The sequence below is a fragment of the Sphaerisporangium sp. NPDC004334 genome (genome assembly GCF_053602655.1).
Window position 1 is genome coordinate 178,576 of the sequence record NZ_JBSGDZ010000013.1, and the last position, 16,336, is coordinate 194,911.

Here is a 16,336-nt window from a genome sequence, read left to right on the forward strand (position 1 = left end):
GATCGCCGGTCGGGAGGGATCGCTGATGGCCAGGGTTCCGCTGCGGCACCAGCTCACCTCGACCGAATGCGCCGCGGCCTGCCTGGCCATGATCGCCAGCTTCCACGGCCGCGACACCAAGGTCGCCGAATGCCGTGAACTGCTCGGCATCGGCCGCGACGGGGTGTCGGCCGCCCACCTGATCGCCGCCGCCCCCCGCATGGGCCTGCACGCGCGGACCGAGCGGGTGGCGCACCTGGACGGCACCGACGAGCCGGTCATCGCCTACCTCTCCGACCACCACTTCGTCGTCGTCGAACGGGTCACCGCGCGGCGCGTCCGCATCGCCGACCCGGGAGCCGGCCGCCTCTGGCAGAGCAGGGAGGACTTCGACCGGCGCTACGGCGGCGTGCTGGTCCGCGTGACGCCGGGACCGGACTTCACGCGGCGGCGCACGCCCATGCGCGAGTGGCTCATGCTGCGCTACCTGCGCGACTTCGTGGCGCTGCCCGGCAGCCGCGGCCTGCTCGGCGTCGTGCTGGCCTGCGCGGTCGTGCTGAAGACGCTCGCACTGGTGCTCCCGATCGCCACCCAGCAGGTCGTCGACACCTTCGTCCCCGACCGGCGGGCCGACATCCTGCCCGTGTTCGCCATCGTGGTGGCCGGCACCACGGTCCTGGCCGGCGCCATGACCCTGCTGCGCGAGCTGGTGGTGCTCGGCCTGCGCGTCCGGGCCGAGGCGACGCTCGGGCGGCGGCTGATCCGCCACATGCTGCGGCTGCCGCTGTCGTTCTTCATCCAGCGCCGCAGGGGCGACCTGCTCGCCCGGCTCGGCAGCGTCTCCACCACCCGCGAGACCGTCACCCAGCGGCTGCTGACGATGGTGCTGGACGCCGCGCTGCTCACCGGCTACCTGATCGGCCTGGCCGTGCTCGCCCCCGGGTACGTGCCGGTCGTCGTCGTGCTGGGCGGCGTCCACGTGCTGCTGGTGGTGCGGCTCTCCCCGCGGACGGCGGCGGTCTACCAGCGCGAGCTGTCGGCCAAGGCCGAGGAGCAGAGCTATCTCACCGAGACGCTGGAGGCCGTGATCCCGGTCAAGGCCAACGGGGTGGAGGAGCGGGCCGAGCAGCACTGGGCCGGCCTGTTCGACCGGTACCGCGCGGCCCTGGCCGTCCGCGGCCGGATCACCGCCGGCCTGGAGGCCCTGCACCAGGCCCTCACCACCGCGGCCCCCCTGCTCCTGCTGCTCACCGGGCTGGCGCTGGTCCTGAACGGGTCCATGACCATCGGCACGGCGCTCGCCGCCAGTACGGTGGCGCTCGCGGTGCTGGCCCCGATCCAGGGGCTGGCCGGCGCCGGCCAGAGCTATCCGATGCTGCGCAGCCAGATCGAGCGGGTGTACGACATCGTCGACGCCGACGAGGAGCCCAGCGGTCAGGTGCGCCTGGCTCCGGACGCCCCCAGCGGCGTCGAGGTCGAGGGGCTGGTCTTCCACTACCAGTCCGACGGCCCGCCGGTCCTGTCCGGCCTCGCCTTCGCCGTCCAGCCCGGCGACAAGCTCGGCATCGTCGGCCGCACGGGGTCGGGCAAGAGCACCATCGCCCTGCTGGTCCTCGGCCTGCTGCGCCCCACCGCGGGCACGGTGCGCCACGGCGGGCACGACCTTTCCGACCTGGACGTCCACGACCTGCGATCACGCTGCGGCGCCGTCCTGCAGGACCTCAACCTCTTCAACGGCTCGATCAGGGAGAACCTCACCCTGGGTCGGGAGGACGCCACCGAGGCGGAGGTGGTGCGCGCCGCCCGCATCGCCGGACTGCACGACGACGTGGTCGCCATGCCCATGGGATACGGCACGCTCGTCGGCGAGGCCGGAGCCGCGCTGTCCGCCGGGCAGCGGCAGCGGGTCGCCCTGGCCCGCGCCCTGGTCCACAAGCCCCGTCTGCTCATCCTCGACGAGGCCACCAGCCACCTCGACCCCGAGACCGAACGCCGCGTCGACGCGGCGCTGTCCGGGCTCGAGGTCACGCGGATCGTCATCTCGCACCGCCTGAGCGCGATCCGCGACGCCCACCAGATCCTCGTGCTCGACCGCGGCCGCGTCGTCGAGCGCGGCAGGCACGAGGAGCTCATCGCACGAGAGGGGACCTACCGGGAGCTGTTCGCACTGGACGCCGAGCCCCGTCCGCGGGTCGAGGCCCTGAACGCGTGAAGCGCGCCGGATGGCCCCGGCGCGCCCGTACACACACCAACGACAAGGAGAGTACGTCATGTCCGACAACGAGCTGATCCGTCAGTGGAAGAACCCGCAGGCCCGCACCGCCGGCCTCGACCACCCGGCCGGCGAGATCGCCCTCACCGAGGAGCAGGTGGTCGGCGGCCGGCCGCCGGTGACCGAGTGGATCGCCTCCCTGGGCTGCTGCCCCACCGGTCTGTGGTGCGGCGGAATCTGAGCCGCCCCGGGCCCGCGGTACCGCGGGCCCGTCCCGCCGGCACCGTCCGGCGGGGTCCCCCTCCACCGAAAACTCAACGAAGGAGACACACCATGTCCGACAACGAGCTGATCCGTCAGTGGAAGAACCCGCAGGCCCGCACCGCCGGCCTCGTCCACCCCGCCGGGGAGATCGCCCTGGACGACACCCGCGTGGTCGGCGGCCAGCCTCCGAGGACCGAGTACGCCTTCTCCCTGGGCTGCTGCCCCACCGACGCGTTCTGCGCCGGCGGCTTCTGATCGCCACGACGTAGCCGAAGGAGTCATGAGATGTCCGACAACGAGCTGATCCGTCAGTGGAAGAACCCGCAGGCCCGTACCGGTGACCTGGTCCACCCCGCGGGTGAGATCAGCCTGGACGAGCTGGTCGGCGGCATGCCGCCCGCGACGGAGGCGATCGCCTCCTGGGGCTGCTGCCCCACCGGCGTCTACTGCGGCTGACCCGAGTACCGAAGGAGTCGCGCGATGTCGTCCGACGACGAACTGATCCGTCAGTGGAAGGACCCCCGGGTCCGCACCAGGGGGATCGCGCACCCGGCCGGTGAGATCGACGTCGACGAGGGCCTCGCGCACGTCGTCGGCGGCATGCCGCAGGAGACCTGGCCGCCGGTGATCTCCCACAAATGCTGCACCGTGGACCTCTGCTAGCAGGCCCGCACCCCGTTCATCCCCACCGATTCATCGACAAGGAGTTCCCTCATGTCCGACAACGAGCTGATCCGTCAGTGGAAGAACCCGCAGGCCCGCGTCGCCGGCCTCGACCACCCGGCCGGCGAGATCGCCCTGCAGGAGGAGGTGGTCGGCGGGATGCCTCCGCAGACCGAGTTCTTCATCAGCATCGGCTGCTGCGCCACCCGCACTCTCTCCTGCCCCGTGTAGGCGTCACCGCATCTCGGCCTCGTCATCGAAGGAGTCATGAAATGCCCGACAACGAGCTGATCCGTCAGTGGAAGAACCCGCAGGCCCGCGTCGCCGGCCTCGACCACCCGGCCGGCGAGATCACGCTGGACGAGCGGATCGTCGGCGGCCGGGAACCCGCCACCGAGGGCGCGTTCACCTGGGGCTGCTGCAAGCCGACCTGGGGCTTCTGCATCTGACCCGACCCTGCGCCGATCCCGCCCGGTCCGCTCACCGGGCGGGATCCGGCCGTGTGCCCTGGCGAACCGGGAGAAGCCGGCCAGGGCGGCCCTGTGCGGCGGCCCCGCTCGTGGGATGTGCATTCTTGACCCATGAGCACTGGGCTGCGGTACGGGTGGACGACCGGCGCGTGCGCGACGGCGGCGGCCACTGCCGCCTACACCGCACTGCTCACCGGGACGTTTCCCGACCCGGTGGAGATCGTCCTGCCCCGAGGGCAGCGCCCGTCGTTCGCGCTGGCCACCGAGGAACTCATCCCCGCTCACGTGACACCCCCGCAGGACGGACGTCCTCCGCGGCACGATGAGGCGGCCAGGCGGGAGGAGACCGCCGGCCCTGGGAAGACGGCGGGGCGACATGGGACGGCGGAGCCTCGACGGACCGCGGAGGGTCAGGATGCCCGGCCGTATCGGGAGGCCAGGGCCGGGGTGGTCAAGGACGCGGGGGACGACCCGGACGTCACGCACGGCGCGCTGATCCGCGCCGCCGTGCGGCGAGGCGCCCCCGGAACCGGGGTCACCTTCCGCGCGGGGCCGGGCGTCGGCACCGTGACCAAGCCGGGCCTTCCACTGGAGGTGGGCGAGCCCGCCATCAATCCGGTGCCCCGGGAGATGATGCGCGCCCACGTGGCGCGCGTCGCCGCCGCGCACGGAGCCGCCGGCGACGTGGTCGTCGAGATCTCCGTGGACGGCGGCGAGGAACTGGCGCGCCGCACCTGGAACCCCCGGCTCGGCATCCTCGGCGGCTTGTCCATCCTCGGCACCACGGGCGTCGTGGTGCCCTACTCGTGCTCGGCGTGGATCGACAGCATCCGGCGGGGCGTGGACGTCGCCCGCGCCGCCGGGCGCCGCCACGTGGCGGCGTGCACCGGCAGCACCTCCGAGCGGGTCGCCGCCGAGCTGTACGGCCTGCCGGAGGACGCGCTGCTCGACATGGGGGACTTCGCGGGCGCCGTCCTGAAGTACCTGCGCCGCCACCCCGTCCCCCGGCTCACCGTGGCCGGCGGCGTCGGCAAGCTGTCCAAGCTCGCCGACGGGCATCTCGACCTGCACTCGGGCCGCTCGCAGGTCAGCACCGAGGCGCTGGCGGCGATGGTGCTCGGCGCGGGCGGCGACGAGGCGCTGGCGGCCGGGGTGCGGGACGCCAACACCGCCCTGCAGGCACTCACCCTCAGCCGGGAGGCGGGGGTGCCCCTCGGCGACCTGATCGCCGTCCGCGCCCGCGCCACCGCCCTGGACGTCCTGCGCGGCGCCCCGGTGGAGGTCGACGTCATCGTCATCGACAGAGCCGGCACCATCGTCGGCCGCACCTAGTGCGGTGACCACATGCGTTCGCCGGGCGCGGCTCTCCACCCCGGGCCGCACCTGGTGCGGTGACCACATGCGTTCGCCGGGCGCGGCTCTCCACCCCCGGCCGCACCTGGTGCGGTGACCACATGCGTTCGCCGGGCGCGGCTCTCCACCCCCGGCCACGTGCTGCACTGATCGGCGCCGGGTCGGCGAATCGTGGTACGGCGATGCCGGCGCCTGCTACGGAGCCCGAGCCGGTGAACGTTCGCGGACAGCCCATCAGGCGTCCCTCTGTCACGTGCTAGCGATGGTCGCCGGTGCGTGCTCCGGCGACCGCGGTGGCCGTGGCCGGGAGGGTGGTGTGGTGTCCGGACGTGCCTGGGGACTCGACGTGGTAGCCGTCGGGAGTGGCGGTCACCAGTACGGCCGGGCCGGCGGGGCGTCCGCAGCGACGCTCGCATCCCGCCCAGTGCACGGGGAGCGGCCGGTGTCCGGTCAGGACCGGTCCGGTGGCGGGGTGCGGGTGCGAGGTGGCCCGGGTCGCGTCGGACCGGACGTCGGCGAGCGATTTGGCGCAGCCCGGCAGGCCCGTGCAGGCCGTGACTCCGGCCCATGGGGATGCCGCGTCGGTCACCAGCCCGGCGGCCGCCAGGCGGGATGTCCACGCCGCGGCCTCGGCGGGCGCGATGCCGGGGATCACGAGGGTGCGCCACGGGGTCAGCCGGACCTCCGCGCTTCCCGCGTCGGCCGCCTCGGCCACCGCTTGCGCCTGGGCGGCGGTGAGCCGGCCCAGCGCGGCCAGGACGACCAGCGCCACCCGCCCGTCCGTCATGGCGACGACCCCGGGAGATTTCCCGGTGTCCGTACGCCCGGCCGTATCCGTCGTCGCGGTGTCCGGGCCGGTGCGGATGGCGGGGAAGACCTGGGGAGTGCCGGTGGTGAGGCGGGCGGTGATCGCGGCGGGGCCGTCGGTGAGTTCGGCGACGCGCCATGCGCCGGTGCCCTGGGCGGTCCGCTCGGCCAGGAACGCCTCGGCGGCGGCGATCATCACGGGCACCGCGTCGGCGAGGCGGAACCGTAGCCCGGTGTCCTGCCCGGCGAGCAGCAGCACGCATCCGGCGATGCCCGCCCCGTGCCCCGCGCCCCGAGCCTCTACGGACCCGCCCGGACCGGGTTCGTTCCCGGCCCGTGCGTAGCGGGCCACGGGGGAGGGCCGGGTGGGGAGGAGGGTGAGGTCGGCGTGGAGGGGGAGCAGGTCGCGGCGGCCGTCGTCGAGGGCGAACAGGAAACGGCCCGGCAGCTCCGCGAGGGCGGGCCGGGCGAGCACGGCGTCGTCCAGCGCGCGGACGAGGGGGATGACGTCGGCGAGGCCGCGCCCGTCGAGGCCGGACAGCGGGCCGGCGAGGATGTTGCGCACCCGCTCGTGGGTGGCCGAGGGCAGCAGCCCGGCGGCGGCCATCCGGTCCGCGAACGCCTGGCCGTCCGCCTCGCCGAGCCCGCGCACCTGCACGTTCGCGCGGGAGGTCAGCTCGATCACGCCCGATCCCCACGTGGTGGCGGCGTCCGCGATGACGCGCAGCCGGTCGGGGGTGAGCAGGCCGCCGGGCGTCCGGAGGCGGGCGACCGCGCCGTCCGCCGCCGTGTGGGTCTGCAGGGCCCCGGGGCATGCGTCCGGCCGCGACCGGGCCGGGGAACCGGCGCCGCCGGCCGGCCGGGACGAGGGGCCGGCGCCGCCGGGAGGAGTCTGGCCAGGCGGGCGGGTGGTTTCGTTCCCGCTCGCGGGGGCGGAGAAGTCGGCGGCGGCCACGGTGAGGATGGTAACCCCGGCTGATCGCAATAACGACATCTCGCAATAAGTCGGACGACATGATCTGATGGAGGGCGACGGTACTGGAGGAAGCCGGTGTGAGTCCGGCGCGGTCCCGCCACTGTCACCGGGGAGTCAACCCCACCAAGGCCACGGCCCGGCAACGGGCGGGAAGGCCGGGGTGATGCGTCGATCCGGAAGCCAGGAGACTCCAGGCCGCCGTGTGGACCCACGACCCGGGGCGCGGACCCCGAGTGAGGATGTGCCGTGCGCCATCTCCCCCTGCTCCTGCTGTCGACCTCCGACACCGACCTGCTCAGCGCCCGCGCGTGCGGCCTGCCGTACCGGCTCGGCAACCCCGCCCGGCTCACCGCCGCCGGCCTCCCCGAGCTGCTGGACGGCGTGGAACTGGTCGTCGTCCGCCTGCTCGGCGGGCGGCGGGTCTGGCAGGAGGGCCTGGACGCCCTGCTCGCCGGCCCCCGCCCGGTGGTGGTGCTCGGCGGCGAGCAGGCCCCCGACGCCGAGCTGATGGAGCTGTCCACCGTCCCCGGAGGAGTGTGCGCCGAGGCGCACGCCTACCTCGCGCACGGCGGTCCGGCGAACCTGGCCGAGCTGCACCGCTTCCTGTCCGACACCGTGCTGCTCACCGGCCACGGCTTCGCCCCGCCCGAGGCCACCCCCGCCTGGGGCGTCCTGGAACGCCCGGAGCCCGAACCTCCGGCGGGGCAGGACGCAGGCACAGGCGGGGAGGTGACGGCCGATCTTCCCGTCGAGGGGAGGCGGGAGGCGGCCGGTATCCCGGCCACGAACGGGAACCAGAGCGCCCCGGTCACGATCGCGGACGGACGGACCGGCACGCGGCCGGTGGTGGGGGTGTTGTACTACCGCGCCCACCACGTCGCGGGGAACACCGGGTTCGTGCACGCGCTGTGCGACGCCATCGAGGACGCGGGAGGCCGCCCGCTGCCCGTCTACTGCGCCTCGCTGCGCACGGCGGAGCCGGAGCTGCTCCAGGTGCTCGGCGAGGTGGACGCGCTGGTCGTCACCGTGCTCGCCGCCGGAGGGACGCGCCCGGCGACCGCCTCGGCCGGCGGGGACGACGAGGCGTGGGACGTGGGCGCGCTGGCCGGGCTCGACGTGCCGATCCTGCAGGGCCTGTGCCTGACGAGCGGCCGGCGGGCGTGGGAGGAGAGCGACGAGGGCCTTTCCCCGCTGGACGCGGCCTCCCAGGTGGCCATCCCCGAGTTCGACGGCCGGATCATCACCGTCCCGTTCTCCTTCAAGGAGGTCGACCAGGACGGGCTGACGGTCTACGTGGCCGACCCCGAGCGCGCCGCCCGCGTCGCCGGGATCGCCGTGCGGCACGCCGTCCTGCGGCACGTGCCCCGCGAGGAGCGGCGGATCGTCGTGATGCTGTCGGCCTACCCGACCAAGCACGCCCGGGTCGGCAACGCGGTCGGCCTGGACACCCCGGCCAGCGTCGTGCGCCTCCTGGCCGCTCTGCGCGCGGACGGGTACGACATCGGCCCCGACGGCGAGGACGGGCTTCCCGGCGTGGCCGACCTGGACGGCGACGCGCTGATCCACGCGTTGATCGCCGCCGGCGGCCAGGACCAGGACTGGCTCACCGAGGAGCAGCTCGCCGGCAACCCGGTGCGGATCTCCGCCGCCCGCTACCGCGCCTGGTACGCGACGCTCCCCGGGGACCTGCGCGCCCGCGTCGAGCGGCACTGGGGCCCGCCGCCCGGCGAGCTGTTCGTCGACCGCTCCCGCGACCCCGGCGGGGAGATCGTGCTGGCGGCGCTGCGCGCGGGCAACGTCGTGGTGATGGTCCAGCCGCCGCGCGGGTTCGGCGAGAACCCGATCGCGATCTACCACGACCCGGACCTGCCGCCGAGCCACCACTACCTGGCCGCCTACCGCTGGCTGCGGGACGAGGAGGGCTTCGGCGCGCACGCCGTCGTGCACGTCGGCAAGCACGGCAACCTGGAGTGGCTGCCCGGCAAGTCGGCCGGGATGTCGGCCTCCTGCGGCCCGGACGCCGCGCTCGGCGACCTGCCGCTGATCTACCCGTTCCTGGTGAACGACCCCGGGGAGGGCACCCAGGCCAAGCGCCGCGCCCACGCCACCCTGGTGGACCACCTGGTGCCGCCGATGGCACGGGCAGACACCTACGGCGACATGGCGCGGCTGGAGCAGTTGCTGGACGAGCACGCCTCGATCGCCGCCATGGACCCGGCCAAGCTGCCCGCGATCCGCGCGCAGATCTGGACGCTCATCCAGGCCGCCCGGCTGGACCACGACCTCGGCGTCGCCGACCGGCCGCACGACGCCGAGTTCGACGACTTCCTGCTGCACGTGGACGGCTGGCTGTGCGAGGTCAAGGACGTGCAGATCCGCGACGGCCTGCACGTGCTGGGCCAGGCACCCAGGGGACGGGCCCGGGTGGACCTGGTGCTGGCGATGCTGCGCGCCCGGCAGATGTGGGCGGGCAACGAGGCGCTGCCCGGCCTGCGCGAGGCGCTTGGCCTGGCCGAGGACGGCACCGCCGGGCGCACGGACACCGACGAGGCCGAGGAGATCGCCGCCGCGCTCGTCGAGGGCATGGAGGCCCGCGACTGGGACCCGGCCGCCGTCCCGGAGGTCTGCGCCGCCGTCTTCGCCGCCCGTCCGGCGCCCGCGACGACCGCCGGCACGGCGGACGGGGCGGCCGACGTCCCCCAGGACCCCCGGGCCGAACCGTCGGCGGAGCCGGAGGACGCCGGACGACCGGAGGCCGGGCAGGTGGCGGTGCCGCCGATGGTGGCGTCGATCCTCGGGTTCGCGGCCACGGAGATCGTGCCGCGGCTGGACAGGACGGGGAACGAGATCGGCGCCGTCCTGCACGCCCTGGATGGCGGGTACGTTCCGGCCGGGCCGAGCGGCTCACCGCTGCGCGGGCTGGTCAACGTGCTGCCGACCGGCCGGAACTTCTACTCGGTGGACCCCAAGGCGGTGCCGAGCCGGCTGGCCTGGGAGACCGGCCAGGCGATGGCCGCCTCGCTGCTCGCCCGCTACCGGGCCGACACCGGCGACTGGCCCCGCTCGGTGGGCCTGTCGATCTGGGGCACCAGCGCCATGCGGACGGCCGGGGACGACGTGGCCGAGGTGCTCGCCCTGCTGGGCGTCCGCCCGGTGTGGGACGAGGCGTCCCGCCGGGTCACCGGGCTCGCGCCGATCCCGCCCGACGAGCTGGGACGCCCCCGCGTGGACGTCACCGTCCGCATCAGCGGCTTCTTCCGCGACGCCTTCCCGCACGTCGTGGTCATGCTGGACGACGCGGTGCGACTGGTCGCCGCGCTGGAGGAGCCCGAGGAGGTGAACTATGTCCGGGCGCACGCCCAGGCCGACCTCGCCGCGCACGGGGACGAGCGGCGGGCCACCATGCGCGTGTTCGGCTCGCGGCCGGGCGCCTACGGGGCGGGGCTGCTGCCGCTGATCGACAGCCGCGACTGGCGCGACGACGCCGACCTCGCGGAGGTGTACGCGGTGTGGGGCGGCTTCGCCTACGGCAGGGACCTGGACGGCACGCCCGCCCGGACCGACATGGAGGCCGCCTACCGGCGCATCGCCGTGGCGGCCAAGAACGTCGACACCCGCGAGCACGACATCGCCGACTCCGACGACTACTTCCAGTACCACGGCGGCATGGTCGCCACCGTGCGGGCCCTGACCGGCCGCGCCCCCGCGGCCTACATCGGCGACAGCACGCGGCCGGACGCGGTGCGCACCCGCAGCCTGGCGGAGGAGACGGCGCGCGTCTTCCGCGCCCGGGTGGTGAACCCGCGCTGGGTGGAGGCCATGCGGCGCCACGGCTACAAGGGCGCGTTCGAGCTGGCCGCGACCGTCGACTACCTGTTCGGCTACGACGCGACGACCGGCGTGGTGGCCGACTGGATGTACGACACGCTGGCCGCGACGTACGTGCTGGACCCGGAGAACCGGCGTTTCCTCGCCGAGTCCAACCCGTGGGCGCTGCACGGCATGGCCGAACGCCTGCTGGAGGCCGCCGGCCGCGGCATGTGGGCCCGCCCCGACCCCGCGGTGCTGAACGCCCTGCAGGAGATCTACCTGAAGGTGGAGGGCGACATCGAGGCCGGCGCGGAGGACGGCTGATCGCTCGCCTCGCCCCGATGCGGGTATGGGCCTAGAAGCGAGGCCACCGGGGAGGGGCGGTGTGAGGCGACCATGACGAGGACACCCATCGCCGGATACGCGCTGCTGTCGGACCGGCACTCGGCCGCGCTGGTCGGCACGGGCGGATCGGTGGACTGGCTGTGCCTGCCCCGGTTCGACAGCCCGTCGCTGTTCGCGGCGATGCTCGACGACCGGGCGGGGTCGTGGTCGATCCGCCCGGCCGGCCCGTACGCGGTGACGCGCCGTTACCTGCCGCAGACCATGGTGCTGGAGACGACGTTCGAGACCGCCACCGGCGTCCTGGTGCTCACCGACGCGCTCCTGGTCGGCGAGGACCCCGACGTCCACCGGCTCGGCGCCGACGCCCCGCACGTGCTGGCCCGGTGCGCCACGTGCGCGCGCGGGTCGGTCGAGCTGGAGGTCCGCTGCGTGCCGAGGCCGGAGTACGGGCTGGTCATGCCGCTGCTGACGGCCGTACCCGGTGGCGTGCGCGCCCGGGGCGGGCCCGACCAGGTCGCGCTGTCCACGCCGATCCCGCACTCGGTCATGGCCGAGGAGGCCGCCGGCGCGGCGACGCTGGAGGAGGGCACGACGCTGCGCTTCGCCCTGCACTGGAGCATGGCGTCGGAGCCGCCGCCCGACCTGTGGGACGACCAGCGGATCGCCGCGGGCATGGAGAACACCGTGGCCCGCTGGCGGGAGTGGTCGCGGGCCCACCAGGCCTACGACGGGCCGTACCGCGAGCTGGTCGCGCACTCCGGCAGGGTGCTGTACGCGCTGTCCTACCAGCCCACCGGCGCGGTGGTGGCGGCGCCGACCACCTCGCTGCCGGAGGCGCCCGGCGGGGAGCGCAACTGGGACTACCGCTACTCGTGGGTGCGGGACGCGAGCTTCACGATGAACGCGCTGTGGGTCGCGGCCTGCCCGGACGAGGCCGACCAGTTCCTCGCCTGCATGACGACCGCCGCCGCGACCTACGAGCCGGCCCGGGCGTTGCAGATCGTCTTCGGCGTCGGCTGCGAGCACGACCTGTCCGAGCGGGAGCTGCCGCATCTGGGCGGGTGGCGCGGCAGCCGGCCGGTCCGGGTGGGCAACGACGCGTGGCGGCAGCAGCAGGTCGACGTCTACGGGGAACTGCTGGACGCCGTCCATTGCGTGTCCAGCCAGCTCGGGGACTTCGACCAGCCGGTGCGCGCGTTCCTGACCGCGCTCGCCGACGCGGCGATCGCGCAGTGGCGCGAGCCCGACCACGGCATCTGGGAGATCCGGGGCGAGCGCCGGCACTACCTGCATTCCAAGGCGATGTGCTGGGTCGCGGTCGACCGCGCCATCAGGCTGGCCGGGCGCCTCGGGGCCCGGCACCGCGTCGGCGAGTGGCGGGCGGCGGCCGAGGAGATCAGGGACACCATCCTGCGCGAGGGGTGGAGCCGGGAGGCCGGCGCCTACGCTCAGGCCTTCGGCTCCGCCGACCTGGACGCCTCGGTGCTGATGCTGCCGATCATCGGGCTGGTGCCGGCGGACCATCCGCGGATGCTCGCCACCATCGACGCCATCGCCGAGCGGCTGGTCGACGAGCACGGGCTGGTCTACCGCTACCTGATGGACGACGGGCTGCCGGGGGAGGAGGGGGCGTTCCTGCTGTGCACGTTCTGGCTGGCGCAGGCCCAGGCGCTGGCCGGACGGCACGAGGAGGCGCGGGCCGTCTTCGAGCGGGCGGGGATGTTCGTCAACGACGTCGGGCTGATGGCCGAGGAGGTCTGCCCGCGCACCGGGGAGTTCCTCGGCAACTTTCCTCAGGCGTTCAGTCACATCGGACTGATCAACGCCGCTTGGGCGCTGTCCCAGACCGAGCACGGCGGCCACTTCGAGCCTGCCTGCCGATAGGGGCCCCTGAGTTCGCGAAGAGTCCTACGGTGACGCTCCGCGCACGCGAAGATGACGGGCATGATGCGCCGGGAGACGCCGTGGGGCACATGGGACCCCGCGCCGTTGTCTGAAGTCGTGAACCTCTTCTCCGCCGCGGACGGCCGCTGGTGGATCGCCGGAGGCTACGCCATAGAACTCGCCGTGGGATACGGCTTCCGCGAGCACGGGGACATCGACGTCCTGCTGCTCCGCGACGACCAGCTCGCCGCCCAGCGGATCCTGCCCACCTGGGAGTGGTGGTGCGCCGACCCCCCGGGAGTGCTGCGCCCCTGGAAGCGGGAGGAGATCCTTCCCGCGACGGTGCACGACATCTGGTGCCGTCCCGGGGCCGACGCGCCGTGGCGCATCCAGGTGATGCTGGACGAGTCCGACGGCCCCGAGTGGGTGTCGCGCCGCGACTCCCGGGTGCGCCGCCCCGTGGAGCGGCTGGGGCTGGTGTCGCCGCAGGGCGTCCCCTACCTGCGCCCGGAGATCCAGCTGTTCTACAAGGCCAAACGCCCCCGCGCCAAGGACGAGCAGGACTTCGCGGAGGTCCTGCCGATGCTGGGCGGCGGCGAGCGGCGCTGGCTGGCCCGCACCATCGGCCTGGTGTACGGCGACCACCCGTGGCCTGACCGCCTGCTCGACGGAGAGCCCCGGAACGGCGGCTGACCGCGGGACGGCGGGGCGGCCGAGCGGAGGGCGGACCGGGCGGCCGACCGGACGGCCGGAGGGCGTCCAGGTCAGGAGCCGGAGGGGTCGTTGCGGTGGGCGGGGCCGTGCGGGTCGGCGCAGTGCGCCTCGGCCTGGCCGATGGTCAGCAGCTCGGGCGTCGCGTGGTCGACCTGCAGGGTGGTGTGGCCGATGTCGTACTCGTCGCGGACCAGGCGCTCGGCGGCCACCCGCACGGCGTGACAGTCGGCGCCCGGGGCCACCAGGATGTGCGCCGACAGCGCCGCGTACCCGGAGGTGACCTCCCAGATGTGCAGGTCGTGCACCTCCACGACGTGCTCCAGCGCGGCGGCCTTCCTGCCGATCTCCGCCGGGTTCATCCCGGCGGGGGCCGCCTCCATGAAGACCCTGCCGGAGTCGCGGACCAGCCCCCAGCCGGCCTTGAGCATCAGGCCGGCCACCACGAGCGCGGCGAGCGCGTCGGCGCGGTTCCAGCCGGTCAGCCAGATCACCAGTCCGGCGATCGTGGTGGCGACGAACGCGTAAAGGTCGCTGAGGATGTGCTGGAAGGCGCCCTCGACGTTCAGGCTCGTCCGGTTCGCCTTGCTGAGCAACCACGTCGCGGCGAGGTTGACGGCGATGCCGGCCACGCCGGTGGCGACGACGAAAGCCCCGTGCACGACCGGCGGCGCGATGAGCCGGCCGACGCCCTCGTAGATGAAGTAGGCGCTCAGCAGCAGCAGCGTGATGCCGTTGATCTGGGCTGAGATGATCTCGGCGCGCTTGAGCCCGTAGGTGAACCCGCCCTGCGGGGGACGCTGGGCGATGCGCATGGCCACCAGCGCGAACACGATGGCGATGGCGTCGGTCAGCATGTGCCCGGCGTCCGACACCAGGGCCAGCGAGCGGGCGAGGAAGCCGATGACCACCTCGACGGCCATGAACCCGACGATCAGCGCGAGCGCCCCCGTGAGGTAGCGGCGGTCGGCCTCGGCGGCGACCGCGCCGTGCCCGTGCCCGTGCCCGTGACCATGGCCGTGCCCGGCGCGCTCACCCATCGCCCAGCCCTCCTTCGGTGTGCCCGGCGTGGGCGATCGCCAGGTCGAACAGCATGCGCACGTGGGAGTCGGCGAGCTGGTAGTAGGCCATGCGCCCCGACCTGCGCACCTTGACCACCCGCCGCATCCGCAGCAACCGCAGGGCGTGCGAGGCCCCGGACATGCTCTGGCCGGTGGCGGCGGCCAGGTCGCACACGCACATCTCGCCCCCCTCCAGCAGCGCCGCCACCATGCGAAGCCGCCCCGGGTCGGCGAGCAGGCCGAACACCTGGGCCAGGTCCTCGATGGTTTCCTCGGAGGGCAGGGATCGGCGCACCGCGGAGACCCGTTCGGCGTCGACCATCGGCACCGAGCAGCCGTGCGGGTCGATCACGGCGACACTTGAACGATCCTTCATACATTGAAGTGTAGAAAGCGGGACCGGTCGCTGTCGACACCCGGGACCTCGCCGGTGGAGCCGGTGGGCGGCGGAGGCCGCGATCGGACGGACTCCCGCCCACCGGCCCGTCATGGACGTGCCCGGCCTGAACCGGTCACGGGGCGCCTGGTGGCGCAGGGGCTCAAAGGGGGGTGAAGGCGCCGGTGTCGGGCCGGTAGTTCGACACCACGCCGGTCTGGACCTCGTAGAACCAGCCGTGCAGGCGCAGGCGCCCGGCGGCCACCCGCCGGGCCACCCGGGGGTAGCGGCGCAGCTTGTCGAGCTGTGCGATCAGGTGGGCCCGCGCGGCGTCCTCGTCGGCGAGCACGGGGGCGTCCCGCCAGCGGTGGGTCTGCAGCAGCCACCACCGCGTGGTCGGCGCCGACCGCAGCGTCCAGGAACGCACCCGGCCCTGGACGGCGCCGCAGCAGGTGTGCCCGCACACGATGACGTCCTGGACGCCGAGGATGTTCACGGCGTACTCGATGGTGGCGGCCTCGGCCGTGAGCCGGCCCAGACGGTAGGGCGGGATGACGTTGCCCGCCGTGCGCAGCTCGAACAGCTCGCCGGGGCGGGCGCCGGTGATCAGGGACGGGATGACCTGCGCGTCGGAGCAGGTGACGAACATGGCCTGCGGCGAGACCCCGTCGCCCGGGCCGGCCGCCTGTTCTCGGCCGCCGCTGACCTTCTGGTGGAACGTGCGGGCATGGTCGATCAACGATTGCATGGGTGTGACTCCTTCGTGCTGATGAGGGCATGGAGCGTCGGCCGGGCGCGCGGCGCGCGGCCCGGCACCGGCGACCGGTGATCAGCAACGGAAGACGGGCAGCCGCGGCCCCGAGGGCCGCGTCCATCGCAGGGCGGAGGCTCCCGCTGCGGGAACGCCCGCCCGAAACGCCGTCTCGGTGACGGCCTTCGGCCGCTGCGAGGGATGCCCGCCGTGACGGGACGGCGGGAGGGGAGGCTTGACCCAGCCGGCGGCGCAGGGGTTCTCCCACGGTCGGGGACACCCGTCGTGGTCGGCGTCCTCGGGGCCCGGCATGGGAGCGGCCTCGGCGCGCGTCTCCGCGGCCGGCGCCACGACCGGGGTCACCGTGATCGCGGGCAGGGCGGGCGGGCTCTCGTGGGAGCCGACGCCGGTGACGAGCAGGATGACGGTGGCCGTGGCAAGCAAGAGGTGAACGGCCGCCCGCACCGCCGATCGTCGCTCCGTCAACGCATCGCCCCACTACCTGTAGCATGCAGTCGATTACCGATAGTAGTCGAGGTGTGCTGTCCAGTACATGGGGAGTTTGGCAAAGGTGCTGGTCACGCCATGGAGATGGGAGATCTATGACGCGCGGCGCCTCCACCGCCGGGGTTCGCGCCCCGGCGCCGCCCCGCTCACGGCCTGGGCACCCGCGG

Annotated in this window: 16 protein-coding genes and 1 riboswitch; of the genes, 11 read left to right on the forward strand and 5 right to left on the reverse strand. The window is 74.0% G+C overall.

Features of this window, described 5'->3' with window-relative positions; genetic code table 11:
• Positions 1-25 precede the first annotated feature (25 nt).
• The 8 genes from ACWEN6_RS18760 (at position 26) to ACWEN6_RS18795 (ending at position 4,920) form a co-directional block, all read left to right on the forward strand.
• Positions 26-2,191 carry a peptidase domain-containing ABC transporter gene (locus ACWEN6_RS18760; protein WP_452571331.1) on the forward strand — a complete coding sequence of 722 codons (2,166 nt, stop codon included), beginning with the start codon at positions 26-28 and terminating at the stop codon, positions 2,189-2,191.
• Positions 2,192-2,249: 58 nt separating this feature from the next.
• On the forward strand, positions 2,250-2,432 hold the full coding sequence (locus tag ACWEN6_RS18765; protein WP_354841130.1) for a hypothetical protein: 183 nt from the start codon (positions 2,250-2,252) through the stop codon (positions 2,430-2,432).
• Between the two features lie 92 nt (positions 2,433-2,524).
• On the forward strand, positions 2,525-2,710 hold the full coding sequence (locus ACWEN6_RS18770; RefSeq protein ID WP_452571332.1) for a hypothetical protein: 186 nt from the start codon (positions 2,525-2,527) through the stop codon (positions 2,708-2,710).
• 30 nt (positions 2,711-2,740) lie between these two features.
• Entirely contained in the window at positions 2,741-2,911 is a 171-nt protein-coding gene (locus ACWEN6_RS18775) for a hypothetical protein (RefSeq protein WP_354919954.1), read from the forward strand.
• Between the two features lie 24 nt (positions 2,912-2,935).
• On the forward strand, positions 2,936-3,118 hold the full coding sequence (locus tag ACWEN6_RS18780) for a hypothetical protein (protein ID WP_354841138.1): 183 nt from the start codon (positions 2,936-2,938) through the stop codon (positions 3,116-3,118).
• A gap of 51 nt (positions 3,119-3,169) precedes the next feature.
• The gene (locus tag ACWEN6_RS18785; RefSeq protein WP_354919960.1) at positions 3,170-3,349 is read left to right on the forward strand and encodes a hypothetical protein; all 180 of its coding nucleotides are present in this window, start codon (positions 3,170-3,172) and stop codon (positions 3,347-3,349) included.
• Between the two features lie 41 nt (positions 3,350-3,390).
• A complete protein-coding gene (locus tag ACWEN6_RS18790) occupies positions 3,391-3,567 on the forward strand; it encodes a hypothetical protein (protein ID WP_452571333.1) in 177 nt (58 codons plus the stop codon).
• A 132-nt stretch (positions 3,568-3,699) separates the two neighbouring features.
• Positions 3,700-4,920, forward strand: coding sequence for a cobalt-precorrin-5B (C(1))-methyltransferase (locus tag ACWEN6_RS18795; protein WP_452571334.1), 1,221 nt, complete (start codon positions 3,700-3,702; stop codon positions 4,918-4,920).
• A 277-nt stretch (positions 4,921-5,197) separates the two neighbouring features.
• Here the strand turns inward: ACWEN6_RS18795 and cobG are convergent, their stop codons facing one another.
• The gene (gene cobG, locus ACWEN6_RS18800) at positions 5,198-6,703 is read right to left on the reverse strand and encodes a precorrin-3B synthase (protein WP_452571335.1); all 1,506 of its coding nucleotides are present in this window, start codon (positions 6,701-6,703) and stop codon (positions 5,198-5,200) included.
• Positions 6,704-6,789: 86 nt separating this feature from the next.
• Positions 6,790-6,915, forward strand: a riboswitch (cobalamin riboswitch).
• Positions 6,916-6,970: 55 nt separating this feature from the next.
• On the opposite strand from cobG, the gene cobN reads away from it, so the two are divergent.
• The 3 genes from cobN (at position 6,971) to ACWEN6_RS18815 (ending at position 13,456) form a co-directional block, all read left to right on the forward strand.
• On the forward strand, positions 6,971-10,858 hold the full coding sequence (gene cobN / locus ACWEN6_RS18805; RefSeq protein ID WP_452571336.1) for a cobaltochelatase subunit CobN: 3,888 nt from the start codon (positions 6,971-6,973) through the stop codon (positions 10,856-10,858).
• 72 nt (positions 10,859-10,930) lie between these two features.
• On the forward strand, positions 10,931-12,763 hold the full coding sequence (locus tag ACWEN6_RS18810; protein WP_452571337.1) for a glycoside hydrolase family 15 protein: 1,833 nt from the start codon (positions 10,931-10,933) through the stop codon (positions 12,761-12,763).
• A gap of 117 nt (positions 12,764-12,880) precedes the next feature.
• Positions 12,881-13,456, forward strand: a complete 576-nt coding sequence (locus tag ACWEN6_RS18815) for a nucleotidyltransferase domain-containing protein (protein ID WP_452571338.1) — start codon at positions 12,881-12,883, stop codon at positions 13,454-13,456.
• A 71-nt stretch (positions 13,457-13,527) separates the two neighbouring features.
• On the opposite strand, the gene ACWEN6_RS18820 is transcribed toward ACWEN6_RS18815, so the two are convergent.
• The 4 genes from ACWEN6_RS18820 to ACWEN6_RS18835 all read right to left on the reverse strand — a co-directional run bounded on the left by ACWEN6_RS18820 (position 13,528) and on the right by ACWEN6_RS18835 (position 16,148).
• Entirely contained in the window at positions 13,528-14,514 is a 987-nt protein-coding gene (locus ACWEN6_RS18820; RefSeq protein ID WP_452571339.1) for a cation diffusion facilitator family transporter, read from the reverse strand.
• On the reverse strand, positions 14,507-14,911 hold the full coding sequence (locus ACWEN6_RS18825; RefSeq protein ID WP_452571340.1) for an ArsR/SmtB family transcription factor: 405 nt from the start codon (positions 14,909-14,911) through the stop codon (positions 14,507-14,509). Before ACWEN6_RS18825 ends, ACWEN6_RS18820 begins: the two co-directional genes overlap by 8 nt.
• A 163-nt stretch (positions 14,912-15,074) precedes the next feature.
• Positions 15,075-15,659 (reverse strand): carbonic anhydrase, encoded by a 585-nt coding sequence (locus ACWEN6_RS18830; protein WP_452571341.1) that lies wholly within the window; start codon positions 15,657-15,659, stop codon positions 15,075-15,077.
• Between the two features lie 81 nt (positions 15,660-15,740).
• The gene (locus ACWEN6_RS18835) at positions 15,741-16,148 is read right to left on the reverse strand and encodes a hypothetical protein (protein WP_452571342.1); all 408 of its coding nucleotides are present in this window, start codon (positions 16,146-16,148) and stop codon (positions 15,741-15,743) included.
• Positions 16,149-16,336: the final 188 nt, after the last annotated feature.

What these genes read in the sequence shown, in the direction of transcription:
- ACWEN6_RS18820 (WP_452571339.1), bottom strand. Translation starts at nt 14,514, where the DNA reads ATGGGTGAGCGCGCCGGGCACGGCCATGGTCACGGGCACGGGCACGGG.
- ACWEN6_RS18810 (WP_452571337.1), top strand. Translation starts at nt 10,931, where the DNA reads ATGACGAGGACACCCATCGCCGGATACGCGCTGCTGTCGGACCGGCAC.
- ACWEN6_RS18775 (WP_354919954.1), top strand. Translation starts at nt 2,741, where the DNA reads ATGTCCGACAACGAGCTGATCCGTCAGTGGAAGAACCCGCAGGCCCGT.
- ACWEN6_RS18780 (WP_354841138.1), top strand. Translation starts at nt 2,936, where the DNA reads ATGTCGTCCGACGACGAACTGATCCGTCAGTGGAAGGACCCCCGGGTC.
- ACWEN6_RS18770 (WP_452571332.1), top strand. Translation starts at nt 2,525, where the DNA reads ATGTCCGACAACGAGCTGATCCGTCAGTGGAAGAACCCGCAGGCCCGC.
- ACWEN6_RS18830 (WP_452571341.1), bottom strand. Translation starts at nt 15,659, where the DNA reads ATGCAATCGTTGATCGACCATGCCCGCACGTTCCACCAGAAGGTCAGC.
- ACWEN6_RS18790 (WP_452571333.1), top strand. Translation starts at nt 3,391, where the DNA reads ATGCCCGACAACGAGCTGATCCGTCAGTGGAAGAACCCGCAGGCCCGC.
- ACWEN6_RS18825 (WP_452571340.1), bottom strand. Translation starts at nt 14,911, where the DNA reads ATGAAGGATCGTTCAAGTGTCGCCGTGATCGACCCGCACGGCTGCTCG.
- ACWEN6_RS18760 (WP_452571331.1), top strand. Translation starts at nt 26, where the DNA reads ATGGCCAGGGTTCCGCTGCGGCACCAGCTCACCTCGACCGAATGCGCC.
- ACWEN6_RS18785 (WP_354919960.1), top strand. Translation starts at nt 3,170, where the DNA reads ATGTCCGACAACGAGCTGATCCGTCAGTGGAAGAACCCGCAGGCCCGC.
- ACWEN6_RS18765 (WP_354841130.1), top strand. Translation starts at nt 2,250, where the DNA reads ATGTCCGACAACGAGCTGATCCGTCAGTGGAAGAACCCGCAGGCCCGC.
- ACWEN6_RS18795 (WP_452571334.1), top strand. Translation starts at nt 3,700, where the DNA reads ATGAGCACTGGGCTGCGGTACGGGTGGACGACCGGCGCGTGCGCGACG.